Origin of the sequence: Marinicella pacifica, assembly GCF_014636635.1 — a bacterium.
Classification (GTDB): domain Bacteria; phylum Pseudomonadota; class Gammaproteobacteria; order Xanthomonadales; family Marinicellaceae; genus Marinicella; species Marinicella pacifica.
In genome coordinates, this window is record NZ_BMEO01000013.1 from 40393 (window position 1) to 62178 (window position 21786).

Here is a 21786-nt window from a genome sequence, read left to right on the forward strand (position 1 = left end):
CATGAAAAGTTTAGAAATCCGCAGCCGTTTATACTCTTTGGTAACCACCTTATTGACACCGCTGGTATTGGTGCGTCTGGCCATGCGCGGGGTTAAAACCCGGGCTTATCTCAAACGCTGGCATGAACGCTTTGGCTGGTTCAAAACACCCAAAAATATCCAAAAATCCATCTGGGTTCATGCGGTGTCCGTGGGCGAGGTGAATGCCGCCATCCCTCTGATTAAAGCCTTGATGGAACGCTATCAGGACCATTCTTTTGTACTCACCACCATCACCCCGACCGGTTCTGATAGGGTCCAACAAATTTTTGGTGACAGCGTATTTCATGTCTATTTACCCTATGATTTACCGGGTGCGGTGAAACGTTTTTTGAAAAAAACCAGACCGGATTTGGCGGTCATTATGGAAACCGAAATCTGGCCTAATCTGTTTCGTTTTTGTAAAAAAAGACAGGTACCGATTGTGGTGGCCAATGCCCGTCTATCGGAAGTGTCACTTAAAGGTTACCGCTGGGTGGGGTCTCTGGCGGCCAAAGCGTTTAATGACACCGCTTTTGTGGCGGCCCAAACGGAAACCGATGCCAAACGTATGATTCAACTCGGTTGTCAGCCAGAAAAAATCTACGTGGTCGGTAGTTTAAAGTTTGACATTATTATTGAGCAATCAATCATCGACAAAGGCAAGGAAATCCGCGACCATTACCAAAATTCACGCATGGTGTGGATTGCTGCCAGCACCCACCACGATGATGAAGTGCAGATTCTGGAGGCCTTTTCAGTGCTTAAAGAACGCCATCCGGATCTGATGCTGGTGATAGTTCCAAGACACCCGGAACGTTTTGAAACCACCACCCAATCTTTCAGAAAACTCGGTTTTAATACCCAACTGCGCAGTCAGGCCGGTTTGTGTGATATTTACGGTGATGTCTTTGTGGTTGATACCATGGGTGAGTTGCTTGAATTTTACGCTTCTTCAGACATCGCTTTTGTTGGTGGCAGTATCGCCAATATTGGTGGTCATAATGTACTGGAAGCGGCGGTGTTTTCATTACCGGTTCTGGTCGGCCCTAATACCCATAACTTTGATGAAATCACCGAACTGTTAGAGCAATGCGGCGGATCTTATACGGTTCGAGACAGTGTCGATATTGTGCAATACATGGATGCCCTGATAAAGGACAAAGCCTTGCGTGAACGCATGGGCAGGGCCGCCAAGTCTCTGGTGGAAAGACACCGTGGCGCTGTGCACCTCACCATGGATTTGATTGAATCATTTATGAACGAAAAACCACTTTATGATGCGATTAAATCCAAGCATTATCCACGCATTGTTAAAAATGACTGAGCCAACCCAACCAAACACCCGACAAGCCCAAGGTGGTGAATTTGCAGTTAAATCTTTCCAGGAATTGACCACCGGAGAATTAATGGCTATTTACCGGCTGCGGCAACAAGTCTTTATCATCGAACAAAATTGCCCATACCCGGATATAGATGAGAGCGATCTAAGTGCCCGGCACGTGTTTAACTCAGACCACTCAAAAATAGTGGCTTATGCCCGTATAGTGACCGATGAATTCGGTGATTTTCATATTGGTCGGGTGGTGGTGGCCGCCACACAGCGCCATCAGGGTCTGGGACAGTCGCTGATGAAAACCGCCATAGGTCTCTGCCAAGACCGGGACAGTCAGCGTCCCATCATCATTTCGGCCCAGTCCTATTTGTCATCGTTTTATCAGGCATTGGGTTTTGAGGCCACCGGTGATTATTATCTTGAAGACAATATTCCCCACATGCGCATGATTTTAGCGCCCGAATAATTCGCCGGTCGATATTCACAGCCACACAGCGTATAATAAAAAATCCTTATTTTCAAAATACACATTATGGTTGATTGTTTTGTCACAGATTATCAGGGCGACAGCGTGGCAGTCGAGCCCATTAATATAGCGGCTTTTGATTTATGGCTGAAACTACAAAGTGAATACTTAGAAAATGTCTGCGAAAATCAGGGATTTGGTAGAAAAGCCGGACAATTTTTTCTGGATTACAACACAGAAGGAAAACTGAGAAAAGTTTATCTGGTGGTGTCTGAAGACCTGAATCCTTACAGTATCTGTGAAAAAATCAATCAGCTGCCTGCTGGTCATTACCATTTAGAAACCGATGACAAAGACATGGCATCGGCGGTGGTACGCGGCTGGGGGTTTGGTCAGTACCGCTTTGAACGTTACTTAAAACCCAAAGACAAGGCCAAGCTGGTGGTGGATACCGATTCGTTTGGTTATGAACTGGCGGTGGTTGAAGCCACTTACACCGTGCGCGACTTGATCAATACACCGGCCGATGATATGGGCCCCACTGAACTGGCTGAATTTGCCGAAGAATTTGCTGAAAAACATGACATGTCATTTGATCAGCTGGTGGGCGATGTCTTGCTCAGTGAGAACTTCCCCACCATTCACATTGTCGGTCGGGCCAGTCACAAAGCACCGCGTCTGATTGAACTGAACTGGGGTGATGATGACAGTTTACCCTTGCTTACCCTGGTCGGTAAGGGGGTTTGTTTTGACACCGGTGGCAATAACATGAAAGAAGCCCAGTTTATGCGTTGGATGAAAAAGGATATGGGCGGTGGCGCCCATGTATTGGGTTTGGCGCAATTGATTATGTCACAGCAGTTACCGGTGCGCTTAAAAGTGTTGATTCCGGCTGTGGAAAATGCGGTTTCAGGAAGTGCTTTTCGTCAAGGCGACGTGGTGGTCAGCCGCAGCGGACAAAGTATTGAAATCGGTCACACCGATGCCGAAGGCCGGGTGATTCTGGCCGACAGTCTGACCTACGCCTGCGAATCCAAACCGGATGTACTGATTGACTTTGCCACCTTAACCGGCGCGGCACGGGTGGCCATGGGTCCGACGATTACGCCGGTGTTCAGTAACCGCGATGCAATCACCGAGGCGATTAAACAAAGTGGTGTTAAAACCTGCGATGAGATGTGGCCGATGCCGTTACCGGCCCGCTATAAAGACTATTTAAAATCCACTGTGGCCGACATCAATAACAGTGCCAGCTTGCCGCAGGCCGGATGTATCACCGCCGGATTATTCTTGCAAAGCTTTGTGGATGAGGACATTGACTGGGTTCACATAGACACCTATGGCTGGAATTTTGGTGATCGCACCGGCGGCACTGAAGGCGGTGAAGCCCTGGGTCTGGCCGCCGTGATGGATTGGTTAGTCAGCAGATACCCACGATGAAAAGCGGTCAAAATTTACATTTTGGGCACGGTGAAAACCCCGCACTCATCTTAGGAAAATTTGCCAACCGACATGGCTTAATCACCGGTGCCACGGGAACCGGCAAAACGGTGACCGTTCAGGTGCTGGCAGAAAATTTTTCACGGTTAGGGGTACCGGTGTTTGTCACGGACATAAAAGGTGACGTGGCCGGTTTATCTCAAGCCGGCAAACAAAAACCTTTTTTAGATAACCGTGCCAAAGAACTCAACATTGAAAACTACGATTATTCCGGTCGCCCGACCATTTTTTGGGATATTTTCCGACAAGCCGGTCATCCGGTGCGCACCACCCTTCAGGAAATCGGTTCGCTGTATTTAAGCCGCTTACTGGATTTAAGCGACGTGCAACAAGGCGTTTTGGCGGTGGCTTTTAAATACGCCGAAGATGAAAATCTGTTAATTCTGGATCTCAAAGACCTCAACAGTTTATTGCAGCACATGGGTGAGCAACAAAAACAAATCTCATTGGATTACGGTCGGGTTACATCGGCGTCGATTGGTGCCATCCAACGACGCTTATTGCGACTGGAATCTCAAGGCGGTGCGTTTTTATTGGGGGAGCCGGCGCTGAAACTCAGTGATTTAATGCGCCAGGATTTATCCGGTGGCGGCGTCATCAGTATTCTGGAATCCAGAGATTTGATGATGAAACCACAGCTTTATGCCACTTTTTTGTTGTGGTTGATGACCGAGTTGTTTGAAACCTTACCGGAAGTAGGGGATCCTGAGTTACCCAAACTGGTGCTGTTTTTCGATGAGGCTCATTTGATTTTTTCAGATTGCCCCGTCGAAGTGCTCAGGCGCATCGAACAGGTGGCGCGGTTGATTCGCTCAAAAGGTGTGGGGGTATATTTTTGTACCCAGTCACCGGGGGATATTCCGGTCAATGTATTGGGGCAATTAGGCAACAAAATTCAGCATGCATTGCGCAGCTACACACCCAAAGATAAGAAAGTCATCAAAGCCGTTGCTGATTCATTTCGACCCAACCCGAATTTCGAAACCGCTGAGGTCATTAGTCAGCTGGGCGTTGGTGAGGCATTGGTTTCGACCCTGGATGAAAAAGGCGCACCTCGGGTGGTTGAGCGGGTCAAAATTGCCCCGCCACGATGTCGCATGGGACCCGTCAGTGATGCTGAACGTCAGGCCATCATGGCACGCTCACCGGTGAGTGGTGTTTATGAACAAACACTTGACCGGGAGTCTGCCCATGAAAAATTACAGCATCGGGCGCAGGCACTCGCGCGCCAAAAAGCTGCCGAGCAGGCACGCTTAGAAGCCGCCGAAAGTGCATCCAAAAGATCTCGAGGTCGCCCGCGCGACAGCTATGCCACCAAGGTGGGTAAAGACTTCACCCGAAAACTCACCACCAAAGTGGTTAACGGGCTCTGGAAAGCCCTGTTTGGTCGCCGCCGTTAAGTGATGCTCAGCGCAGTTTTACTGCTGTTGCTGGGGCTGGTGATGGGGTTTTTCGCCGGATTATTCGGAATCGGCGGCGGGGCCATTATGGTACCGGCATTATCGGCTTATTATTTATGGCAGGGCGTGGCTGAATCTCAGGTCATCCATATGGCACTGGCCACCTCGCTGTCAGTGATTTTATTTAACAGTCTGATCAACATCAAAACCCATTTAGCGCATCGGGCTGTGTTGGGCCACTTATTGATTCATCTGGTACCGGCGGTGATATTAGGCAGTGCGGTGGCTTCTTGGTGGGCACTGCAGTTATCAGGGCGCACTGTGGCTTTGGTATTTTTGATACTGATGTTATTCATTGCTGCACAAATGCTGTTTGATTTTAAACCCAAAAGAAATCGACCCCAGCGATTAAAAGCCGTGGTGCTGTGGCCGGCCGGCCTGATTATCGGCTTATTGTCTGCGTTGATTGCGATAGGCGGCGGCTCATTAACAGTGCCGTTTTTGCATTGGCACCGAATCAGTATCCAAAAAGCCATCGGTACCGCAGCAGCGCTGGGCTTTTTTATTGCCTTAAGCGGCACACTCACTTACGTTTTTTTAACCCATGGGCGTACCAACGGATCTTATGTTGACTGGAGCGCCACGGTGTTGATTGTGGCGGGGGCCTTTTTTAGCACCCGTTTCGGCGCCCACATGACCCATCGCTTGCCGACCCAGCAGTTGCGTGTGGGTTTTGCGTTGTTGATTGTGCTGTTGGCGCTCAGAATGTACCTGACATGATGAGTTTATCCACACAAACTGTGGATAAAGGTGTTGATAAACAGGTTTTCAGTGGCCAACAATAAGTAGCTCATTTAAGTTTCTACAAAATGGTTAAATTTTATCCAAACTGGTTTTGTGTTTATAAATCAATAACTTGTATTATTTTTTGCAAGTTAAACCGGAGTAAATGCTTTTAACCGATTGTTGTTTGTTTGTGGGTGCAGAACTTGTGTATAAAATCACATCAAGATTTGTCAACCGGCAATAAAGATGTCGGGTTTTTGTTCGCCTGACTGTAATGTTGTAATGCCAATTGGGGTTCTTCCAGATGTTCATAGATCTCTGCCAACAACCGATTAACCCGGTCATCGGATTGCAGAATCAGGGCTTTTTGTAACGCTTCTCTGGCTTCTGTCCACATTTTTTTGGCCATATATAGTTGCCCCAGACACATAAGTACCGTTCGGTTTTTGGGGTGCTGAATATGCCATTTTTCAGCGATTTTCAGTCGATGGTTTAAATTATGCGGCAATTGTGACCAATAACCCACCAGTTGGTTGTCAAAATTGTACTTCTGGGCGCGTTCAATTTCATCGGTGACCGCTTGATAGGCACCCAATCGCAAACCACTTTCACAGTATTCATACAAATAAAATTTTTGCTGTTTACGACTGAGTTCTGACCACAATGACAATAAATGCGGCTCGTCGATGGCGTTTATTAAACTTTCACGTATGGCCTGATCCCGCAAGGTTTCGGTCTGACTTCTATCGACCAAAGCCAATTTGTGGGCTTTGGGCAGCAATTGTTTGAGGCGTTGAAAATCTTTTTGCTGCTCACTGACTTGCAGCATCATGCGAACTGCCCGCGGATTGTTGGGATAGCTGTTTAAAATGGTTTCCAGTAAATCCCGGGCTTGTTGCAAGTGGCCGGCTTTCAGCCAGATTTCACAACGGGTTAAATCGATGGTGAGGGGATTTTCCACGGTTTTTTCAGCCGCATCTAAATGTGCCATGGCCGCTTCTAAATTTTGTTGGGCCAGGGCAGCGCGGGCGGCAGCCATGTAACTGAGCTGAGGATTTTTACTGTTTTGTGCTGATTTTAACAGGAGCTTTTCGGCTTTCTGCCAATGACCTTCACTGAATGCCAGCAAACCCTGATCAAATTTTTTCTGATGCCGGTAATCAGCGACCTTGCGGGCCAGTTTTTGAGGTGCTTTGAGTAAACTCCACAGCAACCACACCACCACCAGCAAGGCCAGTATAATAAGACCTGCGGTGATCACCGTCATTTGCACCTGATAACCGAGAATTTCTAGTTGTAACAAACCGGGATTTTTTAACAACAGGGGCGTCAACCAGGCGGCGGTCAGCAGCAACAGCAAAATAACCACAGTGAGGATTAATTTTTTCATTCGGTGATGCCCTCAAGCTGTTGAATCAGGGCATCAATACCCAACCCTTGGGGAATTTGGGTGGTGATTTTTTGGGCTTTTAATTGCTGAATTTGTTGTTCCAACGCTTTGGTCTCCAAAGCCGTGTTCGTCAACGTTTGTTCGGCCTGGTGCAGATTTTCACGCCACCCATCGGGTTGTTTGAGGGTTAGGGCCAATTCGGCCTGGTCGATGAAATAACCGACATTGGCTTTAAGCTGCAGTAGATCAGCACTGTTCAAGGCCTGCTGTTCGGGCTTAATTTTTTGCACGGTGATAAAGCGTTCATACCACGCCGGTTTTTCAGATTGAGGCTTCTCAGTGGTTAACTTCACGTCAGCGAGGCGTTCTCTAACCATGTTCAATTGCTGTCGGAGGCGATTTACATCGGGTTTTTCGGTGTTGCTCAAGGTGGTGATGAGTTGTTGTATGCGAGTTAGTACCGCCAATGGCAGATGTTCGTTGTTGCGCCATTGCTTAAGAACTTGCACCGCTTGTGTGATCTGTTGCTGATCAAGCAGTAATTGCACCATTTTTAAAGCCTCAATGGTTTGGGCACGAACCAAAGCGGATAAATACGACGCTGTCTGGGGCTCAGAAATCGCGGACCCGGTTTGATCTTTGAGTGAATTGATTTGTTGCTGAAGACGGCTGATTTGTTGTTCTAAAGGACCACTGTCAAAGCGGGCGTCGGGAAGGTTGTCGAGGCCTTGTTGTAACCGCTTTAGATTTTCCCGATTTTCTTGAATCGATTGTTGCTGTTCAGACAACTGACGCGCTAACCGGTCAACCCGGCTTTGTAAGCTGTCCAGATCCTGTTGATCGGCTTTGCTTGATAATTGTTGTGATGACGATGGTTCATTTTTTTTGAATTCGATCTGATAATAGAGCCATCCGACAGTTATGAGGGCCACCACAGCCACCAACAAACCCAGTGCGGCCATTGTGCGACCCCTTTTTGGGGTGGCTTTGAGCGCATTGGCTAAGACCTTCTCATCGTGGTCTGCCGACTGATTATCAATCTCTTCAATCGGGTCTGATACGAGGTTGTCAGTGTTGTCTGCGTGTTTGTTCTGATCGGTCATGGCTCAACGTTGAATGGGGACATGATTAAATTTTAACACCTCCAAAGGCCCCTGACCAACCTAATTGTGGGTGCGACTATTTAAAGTCATAGCTGAGATCCAGCATTATACTGTCATAGTCCGCGGCGTTGCCCAGATGCATGTTCCTGACCGCATCCAGCCAGGTCAATGAAAAAGATAGGTTGCGGTTCAGACCATAACCAAACCGATAGCTGTGACCACGGGCATCCGTATAACCATCGGCAAAATCAGAATCATTAAACAAGGCATAAACGGCATCGGCTTCGGTGTATTGATAACTGTAGCCCAGCTGCCAGTCACCGGCTTGTTTGCTTGAGCCGTATTTAAAACCGGCCATAAAGGCTTCATTTTCATCATCTGCGGCGGTGTTATTGAGATAAGATGTGAAAAAGGACAAAGGTTTGGGGAAATGACTCACATCATACTGTGCATACAGTTCTGCGATATTAAAGTCATTGATTAACCGGTTGTGGCTGTCAAATCGATTGCCCAGTTGTTTATTTTGATAGATGGGCATTGCTCCTTGCAAATGATTATAATCGTAATAACCCACACCCAGTTGTAAATGGCTGTCACTAAACGCCTGCTGAATACCCAGTTGAGCCGCATACAACATGATATTGTCATCATCACTGCGTTCGTCCAGATAAAAAGCACCCAGTGTGGATTGCCAGGCAGATCCCGAATACTGCCAGGCCAGACCTTCGGGGTTTAAATCACTGTCAAACAGGATGCCATGACCGCCGACCCTTTTATAAGGGTTTTTCATTTTGCCTAAAAAAACCCGTTGCTGTTGAGTAAATTGGTGTGAGGCATAAGCCCGATCAAGCCCGAATTCTTTACGACTAAAACTATCACCTAAGGTAAAATTGGTAGAAGTTGGGTTATCACCACCGGTGGCGAAACGCATGTGTAAAGTGGTTGAGTCATTGAGATCGGCTTCAGCGGCCAGACGTAATCGAATACGAGTGCGTTGTCTGTCGGGTTTAAGGCGATTGTCAGAATACTCATGGCGACCACGCATATCACCGGAAAAACGCAGTTTTGGTTGCGTCATATCAACGCGCTGTGAGCTGGTATCGGAACTGTCATCAGAACCGGCTTCGGAGCGGTCGGTTCTGTCACCCTTTTCTGCTTGTAAAAGCTGTTCTATACGATTAACTTGGGCGGTTAATACCTTAAGTTCCGCTTTTAAGCGTTGCAATTCAGTTTCTGCATCCGTTTCGGCCCATAATGAACCTGATACGAGAACCAAAAAAATGGCAACTATATTTTTTTTCAACATGGCTAAAACACAATTTCTTCAATGAATTTAAAATTTTCAGATTTATCCTTGGTTTGTCATAATTATCGACTAATATTGGACTGTTAAAAATATCTATCAAATATGACAAAAACATTACAAACTGGCGGTTTAGTGAAAGAGAAGTGGATTTTTTCAGGTCTGGTTGTTGTATGTACGACAGCCATTATAAGCGGCTTCTGGTTTGGGGTTTGGTTTTGGTTTGTGGCGGGTGCTGTATTGTTGATCTATTTGGCCTGGTGGCTAAGCCGATTGATTCGGCTGTATCGATGGTTTCAGCACAGTGAGCAGCGATTAGAACCGCCGAACATGTTTGGGATATTGGTTGCGCCGGTTAATCGCCTGGTTCATGAGCGGCAAAAAGCCAAAGCGGTTCATGATAATAACAAAGAGCTCATTCAACAATTCAGAACTATGGTGGAGGCTTTGCCGTATGCCACGGTGCTGGTGAATAAATCACTGATGATTAAATATGTGAATGAACGAGCCGAGCAGATGTTCGGGTTGTCGCAATCAGATGTAAACAAAAACTTACAGCAGGTGTTTGCTGATTCTAAAATCATGCGTTTATTTGATGAACGGCTTTTTACCCCGGACAAGGCGGCCAAAGAAGGCTTAAAAATGGCCCAACCAACCGCACCTGAGCACTTAATTAAGGTTCGCTTGATTGCGGTTAATCGTTACCGAACCCTGTTGTTGGCACACGACATCAGTGCCATGGAAGCCCTGCAAAAATCGCGCAAAAACTTTATGGCTAATGCCTCGCATGAACTGAGGACACCATTGACCGTGATTACCGGTTATCTGGAATTTTTACAAAATCACAGCAAGGATGTGCCGTCAGTAAAACAGGCCGTTGATCAGGCTTACGGCCAAAGTCAGCGGATGTCACAAATTATTGCCGATATGCTGACCTTATCCCGGATTGAACATGACAGCGTGCTGGCCGGTGAAGACGAACAGATTGACATGCCGGGGTTATTAAATCGCTTATTCAGAGATGTTCGCCACGGCGTGGATGCCAGACAGCATCATTTTAGTGCACAAATTGATTCAACTTTATGGCTTAAAGGTAATGCCTCTGAAATCACAGGCGTGTGCTTGAATTTACTGCACAATGCCGTACTGCACACCCCGCCGGGCACCCACATTGAACTGCACTGGTTTGACCGCTCCGGCCGGGCTTGCCTACAAGTAAAAGACAACGGGCCTGGAATAGCCGCCAAGCACCTGCCCCATGTGACTGAACGGTTTTACCGGGTGGCCGATTCCGCCAGACAACAACAGGGCAGCACCGGTCTTGGACTGGCCATCGTGAAGCACATTGGTTTAAAACACAGTGCAGAACTGCACATCGACAGTGCACCTGATAAGGGCAGTTGTTTTACCATGTTGTTTCCGTTGAATCGCAGTCTTGTCAATCGCTAAACAATGCTTATGCCCTGTTCGCAGTTAGGTTGTTTTGTTAAAATAAGTTCGTAACATTTGAGACCTCTGCATAAGTCTGAGTTATTGTAAAAATGATTGAAATTCTGAAGTTCAAGGAAGGAAACGTAAGTAATAGCAATAGCTATTGCTAAGTTTTATTCAGCGCTTCCATGCGCTTCACCCCTGCGGGGCTTCCGTAATAATTCATTCCAGATGAATTATGCTGACGCGGAAATTCGGGATTTCAGACGTTTTTACTTAATTCACGACTTGTGCAGAGGTCCCATTTAATTATATTAATATTTGGAGCTAAACATGCACAACACCTTAGTCACCGGCGGAAATCGTGGCATCGGCCTGGAACTGGTCAGGCAATTGAAAGAGAAAGGTCATCATGTGCTGGCGGTTTGCCGCACCCCGAGCCAACAATTGTTGGCACTGGATGTCGAAGTCATCGCCGACATCGACGTCACCGATGACAATGATATACAGCGCTTATTACACCAGATTGAAGGCCGTGAAATTGATTATTTAATCAACAATGCCGGTATTTTAAAGCGCAACCGATTGGGTGACATCGATTATGACTCTGTTCTGCAGCAATTTGTGGTGAATGCCATGGGGCCTTTGCGGGTCACTGAAAAACTATTACCGGTTTTGGCAGATAATGCGAAAGTTGGTATTGTGACCAGTCGCATGGGGTCTATTGAAGACAATGATTCAGGTGGCAGTTACGGTTATCGCATGAGCAAAGCAGCAGCCAATATGGCCGCCAAAAGTCTGGCCGTTGATCTTAAAGACCGGGGTATTTCGGTGGCGGCTTTACACCCGGGGTATGTGAAAACCGATATGACCGATCACCAGGGGTATGTGGATGCGCCGCAAGCGGCCGCTGGTTTAATTCAACGTATGGAAGCACTCAATCTCGACAACAGCGGCGGATTCTGGCATGCCGACGGTGCGTTGCTGCCATGGTAATTTCAGGAGCCCGATGATGAAAATGATAACCGCCATAATCAAACCTTTTAAATTAGATGATGTGCGTGATGCACTGGAAGATGCCGGCATTCGGGGTATCACGGTAACGGAAGTAAAAGGTTTTGGCCGCCAAAAAGGCCACACTGAACTGTATCGCGGTGCCGAATATGTGATTGATTTTCTGCCAAAATTGAAAATTGAAATCGCCGCGCCCGATGATCAGGTGGAGACCATTGTTGATACCCTGTTACAAACCGCAGGCAACAACAAAGTCGGTGACGGCAAAATATTTATCCAGAATCTGGAACAGGTTATTCGAATCCGAACCGGTGAAACCGGCGAAGAGGCCATTTGATTGTCGCCTTAAACCGCCGTCTTAGGTTATAATAAAAGTATGGCACCAATTAACAAGACATCGTTAACATTTATTCTACTGCTGAGCATCGCTTGCCTGCTCAGTGGATGTGGCACAACCCGAACTTATCACGTCACCACTCAGGATAACATCAATGATCTGTTTATCGATGAATTGATGCAACCGGAAATTCCGGTGGAATCAGAAGCCTCGGTATTTTCATTGTCTGCTGAACAAAAAGAGATTTTTAAACGTGAATTGCGGCGGCCAAAGAACCGATCAAAACTCGAGATTGAGGTTATTTATGAATTTTTACAAGAGCGCTTAAGCAACTTTAATTTCTACACCCGAACTTTATCCGCGGAACAGGCTTTAGCACAAAATGCCGGCAACTGTCTGTCCTTAGCCATGTTAACCCACGCCCTGGCTGAAACCACCCATGTCGGTATTTACTATGAACTGGCTCGAACCCCGCCGGTTTTTCAGCGTGACAGTGGTTACATACTCAGTTCACAACACATTCAAACGGTTATCTATGAAAAGAATGTCGCCCACACTCATTTTTATTCAAGCAAACCGCTCAAACTGAAGATTGATTATTTTTCTACCGCCGGCTCACGAACCTTAAGACGGGTTAACGAGGAGGCCTTTAAAGCCATGTATTACAGCAATGTGGCGGCTGAGTCTTTAATACGAAAGCAACTAAAAAATGCTTACTGGAACCTCAAAAAAGCCCTTCAGTTGGATCCTGAAAATACCATCGCTTTGAATTTACTGGCGGTGCTTTATCAAAATCAGGGCCATGATCTGTATGCTCAAAAGGTCTTTGTTTACGGTTTGTCTTTAACTAAAAATCAGTTGGAGCTGCTGAGCAATTACCACCGTTATTTAACCCAAAAAAACCGCCACGTGGAAGCAAACAAGGTGTCTGATATCATCAACGATTATAATGAACCGGACCCTTTTAAGTGGATAGATATCGCCGATCAGGCCTTACATGATGGTCAATATCAACAGGCTTTAAATTACTACAAAAAAGCACGTCGACAGGCCCCATACCTCCATGAACCCGATGCCGGTCTGGCCAAAACCTATTTTTTTCTGGGACAGCCAGAGCAGGCGCTTGATGCCATGAAACAAGCCATGTTAAACAGCCATGATCAGACAACAACTGCCCTATATCAGGCCAAATACAATTATTTAAAAAAGCACCGCCCCTGAGATTATTCTGAATTAATTTAAATCTTACGTCACCTTAATGTTGGCTGTGATAACCTGAGGTTTTTAATAAGAGATTTAAAAGCAATGAAAGGTGTGTTCTTGGGACTTCATTCACTTTTGTTCCCGACAAAAGTGAAAGCGGCCACGGCGAACACTTCGTATAACTTCGCGCTCTTCGCCTCTGATTCGCTACGCTCACCAACCGGCTCGGCGGGTCGTGCTGCTCAGCAGCACTCCACAGTAAATTTTGGATGATACTTTTGGCATCGCTTTCGGTGGCGGCCTGATCTTCTCAGAATGATGGAGACATGTCGGTCAACAAACAAACACAAAAGGATTCTGTGGCAGACAACAAGTCGCCCTCAAACGTTGCGGATATAGTCGCTCAAACCTGGCAACTGAAAACCCTGGAGGGACAAGCGGTTGGCATGGTCAACAATCAGCAGCGACCCGTTTTCTTTGAATTACACCAAGATAACAACCGGGTCACTGGATTTAGTGGTTGTAATACTTTTAACGGCACTTACCACATAGAAGAAGGCATGCGAATCCGGTTTACCCAGATGTTATCGACCTTAAAAGCCTGTTCGGATGTGGATTTTGATGAACAGGCCTTTTTAGAGATTTTTGAATTAACCGACAACTACAGCCTGCAAAACGGTCAATTAAGCCTGAATGTGGGTCGCCGTGCGCCGTTGGCAGTTTTTGAAGCCCAATAAGTTATTTGAATTAATAAGCGCCAATTCGGACATGCTTTGGTGTCCGGTTTTTCTCCTGTAAACCGACAGTTGACCGGATGTGCACATTGACAGCGCATTGGCTTTTCACTACACTACAGCCACTTAGCCGAACAGGTGTGCGCATCCGATTGTGATGTGCAAAACGGGAAGTTGGTGCGAAATCAAACCGAGTATTTCAATCCCAACACTGCCCCCGCAACGGTAAAAAGTGGATATGGACGGAGCCGTTCATATCGTTTGCCATAAAAGCCACTGTGAAATTTCATGGGAAGGCATGGTAAATTGTCATAAAGACACACCTTGAGTCCGGAGACCGGCCTGTTTGATCTTTTAACTCAATCCCATGTTCGGGTGGAACAGGAGCGCGTAAAATGCCTTATTCCTATTTGTTGGGTGTGCTCATTGCATGCTTATCTTTAACTGTGTCTGCTGACACAACATCTTCTGAAAAAAACTTAACGCCACTGGTGGTGACCGCCGGTTTAACACCGCTGGAAGCGATTGATTACGGTGGCACGTTAACCATCATTGATGGTGATGAAATTGATGCTTCGGGCAGCCTTTATTTGAGTGATTTATTGCGCTCCGTTCCCGGCTTTGCCATCAACCAGTCAGGCGGTATCGGCACCCAGACCCAGTTACGTATCCGCGGTGCCGAAGCCAACCATGTTTTGGTTTTACGCGATGGTGTGCGCTTAAATGATGCCGGCGGTAACGATGAATTTCTGTTTAATTATGCGCTGCTGGATAACATTGAACGCATCGAAATTATCCGTGGTCCGCAAAGTGCCCTGTGGGGCACCGATGCTTTGGCGGCAGTGATTCATATTATTTCCAAACAGACCGAAGAAAAAAACCTGCAAACTGAACTGGAGTATGGCAGTTTTAACAGCCTGAAAGCCGCAGTTTCAGGTGGTTATGCACAATCCAATTGGGGGCTTCACGGCGGTATCACCGGTGTCGACAGCGGTGGTAGTAACATCAGTCTGCAAGGTGATGAAAAGGATGGTTTTGAAAACCTCACGGCACGATTTGGTTTGGATAATAGCTGGTCTGATGCAATCAGCAGCAGTGTGCGTTTTTCTCACAGTGATGCCATGAATGAATATGACGGCACTGATTTTATGGTCACAGGTTTACCGGTGGATGCAGATTTATGGACAGAGCGTGGTTTAACGACCGCCATGGCACAGTTTCGAATAAAACCCGAAAACAGCCGCTGGTCCAGTCGCTTTGATTACCATTACAGTGATACCAAGAGTGAAAATTTTTCGCTATACGGTCGCGACAGCCGCACCACCGCAGAAACCCATGAAGTGAAAGTGCTCAATTCATGGCGGCTTGGCAGTCAGGCCAAAGATCGTCTGAATATATTAATGGATCACCGCTCGGTTGATTTTACCCAAGCCGGAACTGCCACTGATTTTGGTGATCCCAATCAAAGTCAATCCTATCAAGTCACTGGTGTTGCCATTGAATTGCAAGGTCAAATCAATAAGCAATTCAACTGGCAAGCCTCCGCCCGGCATGATGATTTTAGTGTGTTTGAAGATGTCAGCAATTTTCAGCTCGCCGGCCGCTATCAACTGAGTCAGCAACAGAGAATTCGCGCCACTTTTGGCACCGGCAGCAAAGCCCCTTCATTTATTGAACGCTTTGGCTATTTCCCGGCCCAATTTATCGGTAACCCGGACCTGAAACCCGAACAATCCAGATCCTATGAACTGGCCTATGAAATGGATTATCACAATCATCAGCTCGCCTTTATTTACTTTAATCAGGATTTAACCGATGAGATTGATGGGTTTGTATTTGATTTGGATGCCGGTGCTTTTACCGCCCGAAATAAGCTGAATGACAGTGAGCGACAGGGTCTTGAATTCAGTTGGCTCGGGCAGTGGACAACACATTTATCAAGTCGTTTCAACTACACCTACACGGATGCCACCGAAGAAGATGCCCAAGGTCAGTCCCACAAAGAAGTTCGACGCCCGGCGCATATTACCAGTCTCACCATAAACTATGATTTTGCCCAACAGCGCGGCCGACTGTACAGCACCATTCATCACCAAAGCAGTCAGTTGGATAATTTCTTTTCACCCAGTACTTTTGTCACTGAGAAAGTTTATCTTGACGGGTTTACCACAGTCAGCTTTAATGCCAGTTGGGCCTTTAGCGAAAGAACGCAGGCTTATTTACGCGCCGAGAATGCTTTTGATGAAAACTACCAAGAAGTGTATGGTTATGCCCGTCCGGGCGCCGGTTTTTATATTGGACTAAACCACCAGTTTTTTTAAGTATTGTCATTATGAGAGACCACCGTTGTTGTCAGCTAAGCGGTGGTTTTTTATTGGCGTCTTAAACTGATTGAAGTAAACTAAACCCCTAAAAGAGGTTTCTATGCAACCTAAAACAGTCCGTTTCGGTCACGCTGTCATGGTTTTTACCGGGGTATTTCTGATTATCGCCGCCGGCATGTTTTATTTGGATCATCTATTACAGGTGGCCCTGTTCTTCGCTTTGCTGTGGGTCGGCTTGAATGCCCGCCTGATTGGCTTTCAGTACATCAGTCAACGGGAATTTATGAACAGCGCCATTGCACGCGCTTTACCGGCCATATATATTTTCTTGCTTATCGGTTTGCTGATTGCGGCTTTAATGAAAAGCGGTACGGTCGCGATGTTAATTTATTACGGACTGGACTGGCTGACGCCCGCTCTTATGTTGCCGATTGGCTTTGTATTGTGTGCTTTGATGTCAGTGATCACCGGCACTTCCTGGGGCACCGTCGGTACTTTGGGCGTGGTGTTGATGGGTATGGCCGAAACGGTGGGTTTACCTTTGTATTGGGTGGCCGGCTCGGTGGTGTCCGGTGCCACTTTTGGCGATAAAATGTCGCCCATTTCCGACACCACCAATCTGGCGGCTATGAGCACCGACACGGATTTATATGACCACATAAAATCTATGGCCATGACCACCGGGCCGACTTTTGTGCTGGTGTTGATTGTCTTCTTTGTTGTCGGCTGGCAGTTGCCGGTTCATGACAGCAGTTTACAGCAGGTGGCAAATTTACAACAGGCACTGGCTCAACAATTCGATTTAAACCCCTGGATAACGGTTGCACCGATTGCAGCTCTGATTCTTTTTAGCTACCGGCGCTTTGAGCCCGAACTCGCCATGGTGGCCGCAATCATAACGGCGACGGTGGTTGCCATTTTTTGGCAACTACAAAGTTTGCCTCAGATGGCGCAAGCCTTGTGGTCCAATCAGCCTGCAGAGACCTCTTTAGAATCCTTAAATCAACTGTTAGGACGCGGTGGTTTATACAGCATGGCCTGGACTTTGTTGTTGGCCATACTGGCCATTGCGATGGGTGGAATTTTACAACGTGCCGGCTTTATCCACGGCTTATTCAGCGGCTTTATTGAGCGCATCAAATCGGTGGGCGGTTTGGTCGGCACCACATTATTAAGCGGTTTGATGCTGGTGGCCTCACTGGGTGAGGCTTATATTGCCATTATCCTCAACAGCCAATTGTTTAAAAAAGTTTATCGAAACCGGGGACTGGATTCAGCCGTGTTATCTCGTACCGTAGAAGAGGGTGTGACTTTAATGGCCGGACTTATTCCCTGGACCACCGCCGGCGCTTTTTATGCGGCCACATTGAATATTGATGTTCTGGCGTTTGCACCCTATGCATTACTCAACTTAATCAACCCGTTAACGGCCATTGTGTTTGCTGTTTTGGGTTGGTCGATTATGCGCACTGATCACTCAAAGCAGTCATAAAAGCCCTTACAAAGACTTATCAGTCCTTGTAAGGGAATCAGCTTAGGAGTGCTGCGTGAGCTGGGAGCGGAAGTGTAAGTCCCAAGAACACACCTTTTTATTCAAACCCGTCTTTGAAAATCAAATCCACCAAAGCAGAACAGGTGTTGGGTGTATGCACATTGTTGTACTGAATATCATCGATATAAAAACCCTCTTCTTCATACCCGGGATCTGTTGACATACTCCAGCGGATTTGCACATTTTGACCGGCATATGCCGATAAATCATGTGAAACCGGGTCAAATCCACTTGATGCACCACCAAAAGCACCTTGGGTGGTGGGATAACCACATCCGTTAATTGGCGGATTCTGAGTTGAGCTGAAATTACTTGGATAACCACCCACAGGGGGTAAATCCTGCCAGCTGTTACCACCATCAGTTGAGATTTCTACGACCACACCATCCCAATTGGCTTCAATTTCATACCAAGCCCGGTAATCAATGGAAGGAGATCCTGCATTCGGAACAGAGATAAGCGGTGAATGCATACGTGCGCAGGTGTTGGATGTGTAGGTATTGGCCCCTTCAAAAGTACTGCGATAGCTTAAATTACCATTAAATGAACGTTCATTACTGACTGACCAGGTGCCGGATAGATTCATTAAAAGGCTGTTATCGACATCATCATTGATGGTACCCACCACGGCAGATGGCTGACCAAAGGCGGTGCCGGCCAGTTCAGTTGATAAATCGGATTCATTGCTGCCATTAACGGCTTTTATGCGGTAATAATAAGGTTGGCCATCTACCACAGAAAAGTCTGTGAACTGCGTACCCGAAGGCACCGTGGTTAACAGCGTTGAACCGTTTGCGATAAAATTATGCTGTATGTCTCGGTAAATTTTATACTGGATATCCGGATCCGCCGGACAATGACTGCTGGCAGCAGGCCAAGTCATAGTCAGTCCACAGGTGTTATTGGCTTGATTGTTTAATGCGACTTGACCGCCATTAAACTGGGGTGGAATGTCACAAATTTGGGTTGAACTTACATCCACACAATTGCTGAGTGCACTTTCATAATCACTGTTAAAAGCGCGCACCTGATAAGCATAGTTGTAGCCGCCCACTGTGCTTAAATCAGTGTAACTGTTGGTGGCACTTTGCCCCAGGTATCGCATACTGCCCGGCTCGATACTCAGACAGGTACCGTTGGCACGATACAATTCATAATAATCAGCATGACTGGCAGCCGCCCAATTCAAATCAACACCACTCAAGCCCTGATCAGTGGCGGTTAAGCTGCCGGGATTTCCCAGTGGCTGTGGTGTCAAGCTGCCTAAGTCTCCGCCAACCGCCAAAGCAAAACCTTGCCGATTGGTTCCAAAACTGCCATCCCCCGGGATGTTACCGCCGGAAACAGTCAACTGATAAGTGCCTGATTGTGGTGCGGTTATCCGCACCTGCTCAACGGTGTTGATGCTATCGGCCGAACCGCCCATTTGGGATTCTGCAGAAATGCCCGAGTTCATGACATTACCCAAATAAGTGCCATTCGGGGCCGCCACGGTTAAGTTCAGGTCATTCACCAGGGTGACACCAGAACCGGTGGGGCCGGCTAAATCGTACCAGGTTAAGGTGGCACGAAATTCCTGTCCGGATAAAACATCCACGTTAAAGGTCATACTTTCGCCTGTTTTCAGTCCATTTTCATGGGTCACATCCCAGAACTTTATGCGGCGACTGTCACCGTTAAAATACAAAGTATTGGCCAGCCAAGGTCGGCCCCAACCGGTGTGCCGGTAGTTAAAACCGGCATCCACATTGGTACCGTTAAGAATCATGGCTTTCATCAATTGCCCGCTGGGAATCAAGACATCGGCACTGTTTTTAACTCCGGTCGGGTAAAATCCATCGGTAAAATACTGGCGCAATAAAGCCAGTCCACCGGCGGTTATCGGGGTGGCCATGGATGTGCCGCTCATGTTTTTAGTGCTTGGATTGTCGATGGTGTTATTGTTATTGCTGTCACCGCTGGCCGATGTGATACTGGAACCGGTGGTGGAAATATCCGGTTTTAAGCGCCCGTCATCGGTCAATCCCCGGTTAGAAAATCCGGCCACGCTGGAACTGTTGCCATGACCCAGTGCACCCACGGTTAAGGCATTTTTGGCATTTCCCGGTGAACTGGTGCTGTTATTGGTGCCATCATCGTTACCCGCCGCCATCACAATAATCATATCGTCTAAATCCCGCAATGACCGGTCTAAATTCGCGTCTGAGCTGATGTATTCACCATAAGTGGAAGCCCCATAACTGTTACTGTGGATGCGTGCTCCGGCCTCATAAGCCTGTTGCCACATCGGTGACGAGCCAATACCGGATAAACCTGAATTACCACCCAAATCCTGAAATAATATCTGGGCATTAGGCGCCATGCCGTCATCCGTGTCATATCCTGACTGGTTCGGGTTAGATACCGAACCACCGACTTGTTTATCACCGGCCACAGAGCCGGACACATGGGTGCCGTGATAACCGGCCCATGCATGATCGTAACTGGTGGCGCCGGGCATCACCCAATAAGCCAGTACTTTGTTGTTGGGGTAAACGGTGCCCACCAGAGGTGGCGCCGTGTTTTGTGCATCGGTGAGCGCCGTTGAAACGCCGGCTCCTTTATCCAAATGCACAAACCAGTCTTCATTGCGATCTAAACCGGAATCCGCCACCGCCACAATTTGACCACTGCCGTAAAGACCCTTATCAAATAGCGTTTGGTCGTTTAAATTTGCACTGGTGTCCTGAATCGCGGGTACCGCATGTTGGTTCATCAGACGTTCGGGGTAATACAGATTAATCCATTGAATGCCTTCAGCTGAAGCCAGTTGACTGAGTGCCGCATCCAGATTTTGGGCGGGCAAACGCACCGCTAATCGGTTATCTTCTTGTGGGATATTGGATTGAATGAATTGCACTGAGGGTGTCATTTTTTGTATCAATGCCCGTAAATGCGCACGGGGATAATCGCTAAAAGCCTGAATGGTTACATCAAAATGACTCAAAGCCGGCCGGTTGACGGACCAGAGACTGGGTGAAATTTTAAAACCACTTTGAAAAGGTCCGTGCCAACGTATATCACTATTTTGACCTAATACATTGCGGTCAACATCTTGCCAATTCACTAAATAGGCATTGGCCGGCAAATAATTTAATACCTTAAAACCCCGGGATTTTAACCAGTCCGCACTCGCATGCCCTTGGTTAAATTGAACGATGCCATATCGATCTGATGCGGTATCACTTAAGCCCATGGCACTAAAATTCAGACGTTCTGCAGTGGGATCAAAAGCGCCGGTGGCCAGAATTAACTTGTTATCCTCAATCGCCTGTCGCATGGATGCGGTAGAAGGCTGGTGGCTGTTGATTGCTTGCGTGGTTGCCAGAGCGGTGCCTGAGGTGGCCAATATGATGGCCGCAGCCAGGGGTTTAAGTGTTGGTTTCATGGAAGTCCTCTTTTTAACGTGTTTGGTTTATACCTGATGAATATCGTTCACTGTCAACGGTTTTTTTAGCTAAAAATTTGGCAGCAAACCCTAAAAAAGATTTGTTTTAATTTATTTTCATTCTATTTGCAATCATCGCCTGCTTTTTTTAATAACGCAAGAACGTTGTACAAGGCACGACATATACAAAAATATAAGGCTTATTACATGGGCAGCGCAGGAGAGCTGCTGAGCAGCACGAGCCGGTTAGGCCAGGTAAATCGTGAGTAAGCGGCCACTTCCGCCCCAAGGACATTTCTTCTTCATTGTAAATGTCATTTTATGTTCTGCTTGTAAAGGGTGGTGTTATTCCTGAACCGGTTTCTTTTTCAGTTTTCTTTGTAAAGTCCGGCGGTGCATATTCAGGGCTTTGGCGGTTTGGCTGATGTTGCCGTTGTGTTCCTGCAGCACCCGTTGAATGTG

General features: G+C 47.1%; 17 protein-coding genes and 1 riboswitch. Of the genes, 12 read left to right on the forward strand and 5 right to left on the reverse strand.

Annotated features, from left to right (window positions below; translation table 11 throughout):
* The first annotated feature begins 1 nt into the window (after position 1).
* From waaA to IEV16_RS11755, 5 genes are all read left to right on the forward strand, one after another.
* The gene (gene waaA / locus IEV16_RS11735; protein ID WP_188365906.1) at positions 2-1345 is read left to right on the forward strand and encodes a lipid IV(A) 3-deoxy-D-manno-octulosonic acid transferase; all 1344 of its coding nucleotides are present in this window, start codon (positions 2-4) and stop codon (positions 1343-1345) included.
* Entirely contained in the window at positions 1338-1820 is a 483-nt protein-coding gene (locus IEV16_RS11740; protein ID WP_188365907.1) for a GNAT family N-acetyltransferase, read from the forward strand. Before waaA ends, IEV16_RS11740 begins: the two co-directional genes overlap by 8 nt.
* A gap of 66 nt (positions 1821-1886) precedes the next feature.
* Positions 1887-3260: a leucyl aminopeptidase family protein gene (locus IEV16_RS11745; protein WP_188365908.1), complete on the forward strand. Its 1374-nt coding sequence runs from the start codon at positions 1887-1889 to the stop codon at positions 3258-3260.
* Positions 3257-4720, forward strand: coding sequence for a helicase HerA-like domain-containing protein (locus IEV16_RS11750; protein WP_188365909.1), 1464 nt, complete (start codon positions 3257-3259; stop codon positions 4718-4720). The genes IEV16_RS11745 and IEV16_RS11750 overlap by 4 nt, the downstream gene beginning before the upstream one ends.
* Before the next feature lie 3 nt (positions 4721-4723).
* A complete protein-coding gene (locus IEV16_RS11755; protein WP_188365910.1) occupies positions 4724-5500 on the forward strand; it encodes a sulfite exporter TauE/SafE family protein in 777 nt (258 codons plus the stop codon).
* Positions 5501-5726: 226 nt separating this feature from the next.
* Here the strand turns inward: IEV16_RS11755 and IEV16_RS11760 are convergent, their stop codons facing one another.
* The 3 genes from IEV16_RS11760 to IEV16_RS11770 all read right to left on the reverse strand — a co-directional run bounded on the left by IEV16_RS11760 (position 5727) and on the right by IEV16_RS11770 (position 9305).
* Entirely contained in the window at positions 5727-6896 is a 1170-nt protein-coding gene (locus tag IEV16_RS11760; protein ID WP_188365911.1) for a heme biosynthesis protein HemY, read from the reverse strand.
* Positions 6893-7999 (reverse strand): hypothetical protein, encoded by a 1107-nt coding sequence (locus tag IEV16_RS11765; RefSeq protein ID WP_188365912.1) that lies wholly within the window; start codon positions 7997-7999, stop codon positions 6893-6895. The genes IEV16_RS11760 and IEV16_RS11765 overlap by 4 nt, the downstream gene beginning before the upstream one ends.
* A gap of 76 nt (positions 8000-8075) precedes the next feature.
* Complete coding sequence (locus IEV16_RS11770) at positions 8076-9305, reverse strand: putative porin (RefSeq protein WP_188365913.1); 1230 nt, start codon at positions 9303-9305, stop codon at positions 8076-8078.
* Between the two features lie 102 nt (positions 9306-9407).
* Here IEV16_RS11770 and IEV16_RS11775 point away from each other — a divergent pair, with 102 nt between their 5' ends.
* The 7 genes from IEV16_RS11775 to IEV16_RS11805 all read left to right on the forward strand — a co-directional run bounded on the left by IEV16_RS11775 (position 9408) and on the right by IEV16_RS11805 (position 17837).
* The gene (locus IEV16_RS11775) at positions 9408-10751 is read left to right on the forward strand and encodes a PAS domain-containing sensor histidine kinase family protein (RefSeq protein ID WP_188365914.1); all 1344 of its coding nucleotides are present in this window, start codon (positions 9408-9410) and stop codon (positions 10749-10751) included.
* Between the two features lie 315 nt (positions 10752-11066).
* Positions 11067-11729: an SDR family oxidoreductase gene (locus tag IEV16_RS11780; protein WP_188365915.1), complete on the forward strand. Its 663-nt coding sequence runs from the start codon at positions 11067-11069 to the stop codon at positions 11727-11729.
* A gap of 16 nt (positions 11730-11745) precedes the next feature.
* Positions 11746-12084, forward strand: a complete 339-nt coding sequence (locus IEV16_RS11785; protein WP_188365924.1) for a P-II family nitrogen regulator — start codon at positions 11746-11748, stop codon at positions 12082-12084.
* Positions 12085-12123: 39 nt separating this feature from the next.
* Positions 12124-13305 (forward strand): tetratricopeptide repeat protein, encoded by a 1182-nt coding sequence (locus tag IEV16_RS11790; protein ID WP_188365916.1) that lies wholly within the window; start codon positions 12124-12126, stop codon positions 13303-13305.
* Between the two features lie 308 nt (positions 13306-13613).
* Positions 13614-14024 (forward strand): META domain-containing protein, encoded by a 411-nt coding sequence (locus IEV16_RS11795; RefSeq protein ID WP_188365917.1) that lies wholly within the window; start codon positions 13614-13616, stop codon positions 14022-14024.
* 116 nt (positions 14025-14140) lie between these two features.
* A riboswitch (cobalamin riboswitch) is annotated at positions 14141-14381 on the forward strand.
* Positions 14382-14416: 35 nt separating this feature from the next.
* On the forward strand, positions 14417-16342 hold the full coding sequence (locus IEV16_RS11800; protein ID WP_188365918.1) for a TonB-dependent receptor plug domain-containing protein: 1926 nt from the start codon (positions 14417-14419) through the stop codon (positions 16340-16342).
* 103 nt (positions 16343-16445) lie between these two features.
* Positions 16446-17837: a Na+/H+ antiporter NhaC family protein gene (locus tag IEV16_RS11805; protein ID WP_188365919.1), complete on the forward strand. Its 1392-nt coding sequence runs from the start codon at positions 16446-16448 to the stop codon at positions 17835-17837.
* 97 nt (positions 17838-17934) lie between these two features.
* Here the strand turns inward: IEV16_RS11805 and IEV16_RS11810 are convergent, their stop codons facing one another.
* Both IEV16_RS11810 and IEV16_RS11815 read right to left on the reverse strand, forming a co-directional pair.
* Positions 17935-21324, reverse strand: coding sequence for a S8 family serine peptidase (locus IEV16_RS11810; RefSeq protein WP_188365920.1), 3390 nt, complete (start codon positions 21322-21324; stop codon positions 17935-17937).
* A gap of 345 nt (positions 21325-21669) precedes the next feature.
* Positions 21670-21786, reverse strand: a 117-nt coding sequence (locus IEV16_RS11815) for a helix-turn-helix domain-containing protein (RefSeq protein ID WP_188365921.1), incomplete at its 5' end; no start/stop codon positions are given.

Bases quoted from the DNA above. Each gene is read 5' to 3' on its own strand.
- waaA (WP_188365906.1), top strand. From the start codon at position 2: ATGAAAAGTTTAGAAATCCGCAGCCGTTTATACTCTTTGGTAACCACC.
- IEV16_RS11740 (WP_188365907.1), top strand. From the start codon at position 1,338: ATGACTGAGCCAACCCAACCAAACACCCGACAAGCCCAAGGTGGTGAA.
- IEV16_RS11745 (WP_188365908.1), top strand. From the start codon at position 1,887: ATGGTTGATTGTTTTGTCACAGATTATCAGGGCGACAGCGTGGCAGTC.
- IEV16_RS11750 (WP_188365909.1), top strand. From the start codon at position 3,257: ATGAAAAGCGGTCAAAATTTACATTTTGGGCACGGTGAAAACCCCGCA.
- IEV16_RS11755 (WP_188365910.1), top strand. From the start codon at position 4,724: ATGCTCAGCGCAGTTTTACTGCTGTTGCTGGGGCTGGTGATGGGGTTT.
- IEV16_RS11760 (WP_188365911.1), bottom strand. From the start codon at position 6,896: ATGAAAAAATTAATCCTCACTGTGGTTATTTTGCTGTTGCTGCTGACC.
- IEV16_RS11765 (WP_188365912.1), bottom strand. From the start codon at position 7,999: ATGACCGATCAGAACAAACACGCAGACAACACTGACAACCTCGTATCA.
- IEV16_RS11770 (WP_188365913.1), bottom strand. From the start codon at position 9,305: ATGTTGAAAAAAAATATAGTTGCCATTTTTTTGGTTCTCGTATCAGGT.
- IEV16_RS11775 (WP_188365914.1), top strand. From the start codon at position 9,408: ATGACAAAAACATTACAAACTGGCGGTTTAGTGAAAGAGAAGTGGATT.
- IEV16_RS11780 (WP_188365915.1), top strand. From the start codon at position 11,067: ATGCACAACACCTTAGTCACCGGCGGAAATCGTGGCATCGGCCTGGAA.
- IEV16_RS11785 (WP_188365924.1), top strand. From the start codon at position 11,746: ATGAAAATGATAACCGCCATAATCAAACCTTTTAAATTAGATGATGTG.
- IEV16_RS11790 (WP_188365916.1), top strand. From the start codon at position 12,124: ATGGCACCAATTAACAAGACATCGTTAACATTTATTCTACTGCTGAGC.
- IEV16_RS11795 (WP_188365917.1), top strand. From the start codon at position 13,614: ATGTCGGTCAACAAACAAACACAAAAGGATTCTGTGGCAGACAACAAG.
- IEV16_RS11800 (WP_188365918.1), top strand. From the start codon at position 14,417: ATGCCTTATTCCTATTTGTTGGGTGTGCTCATTGCATGCTTATCTTTA.
- IEV16_RS11805 (WP_188365919.1), top strand. From the start codon at position 16,446: ATGCAACCTAAAACAGTCCGTTTCGGTCACGCTGTCATGGTTTTTACC.
- IEV16_RS11810 (WP_188365920.1), bottom strand. From the start codon at position 21,324: ATGAAACCAACACTTAAACCCCTGGCTGCGGCCATCATATTGGCCACC.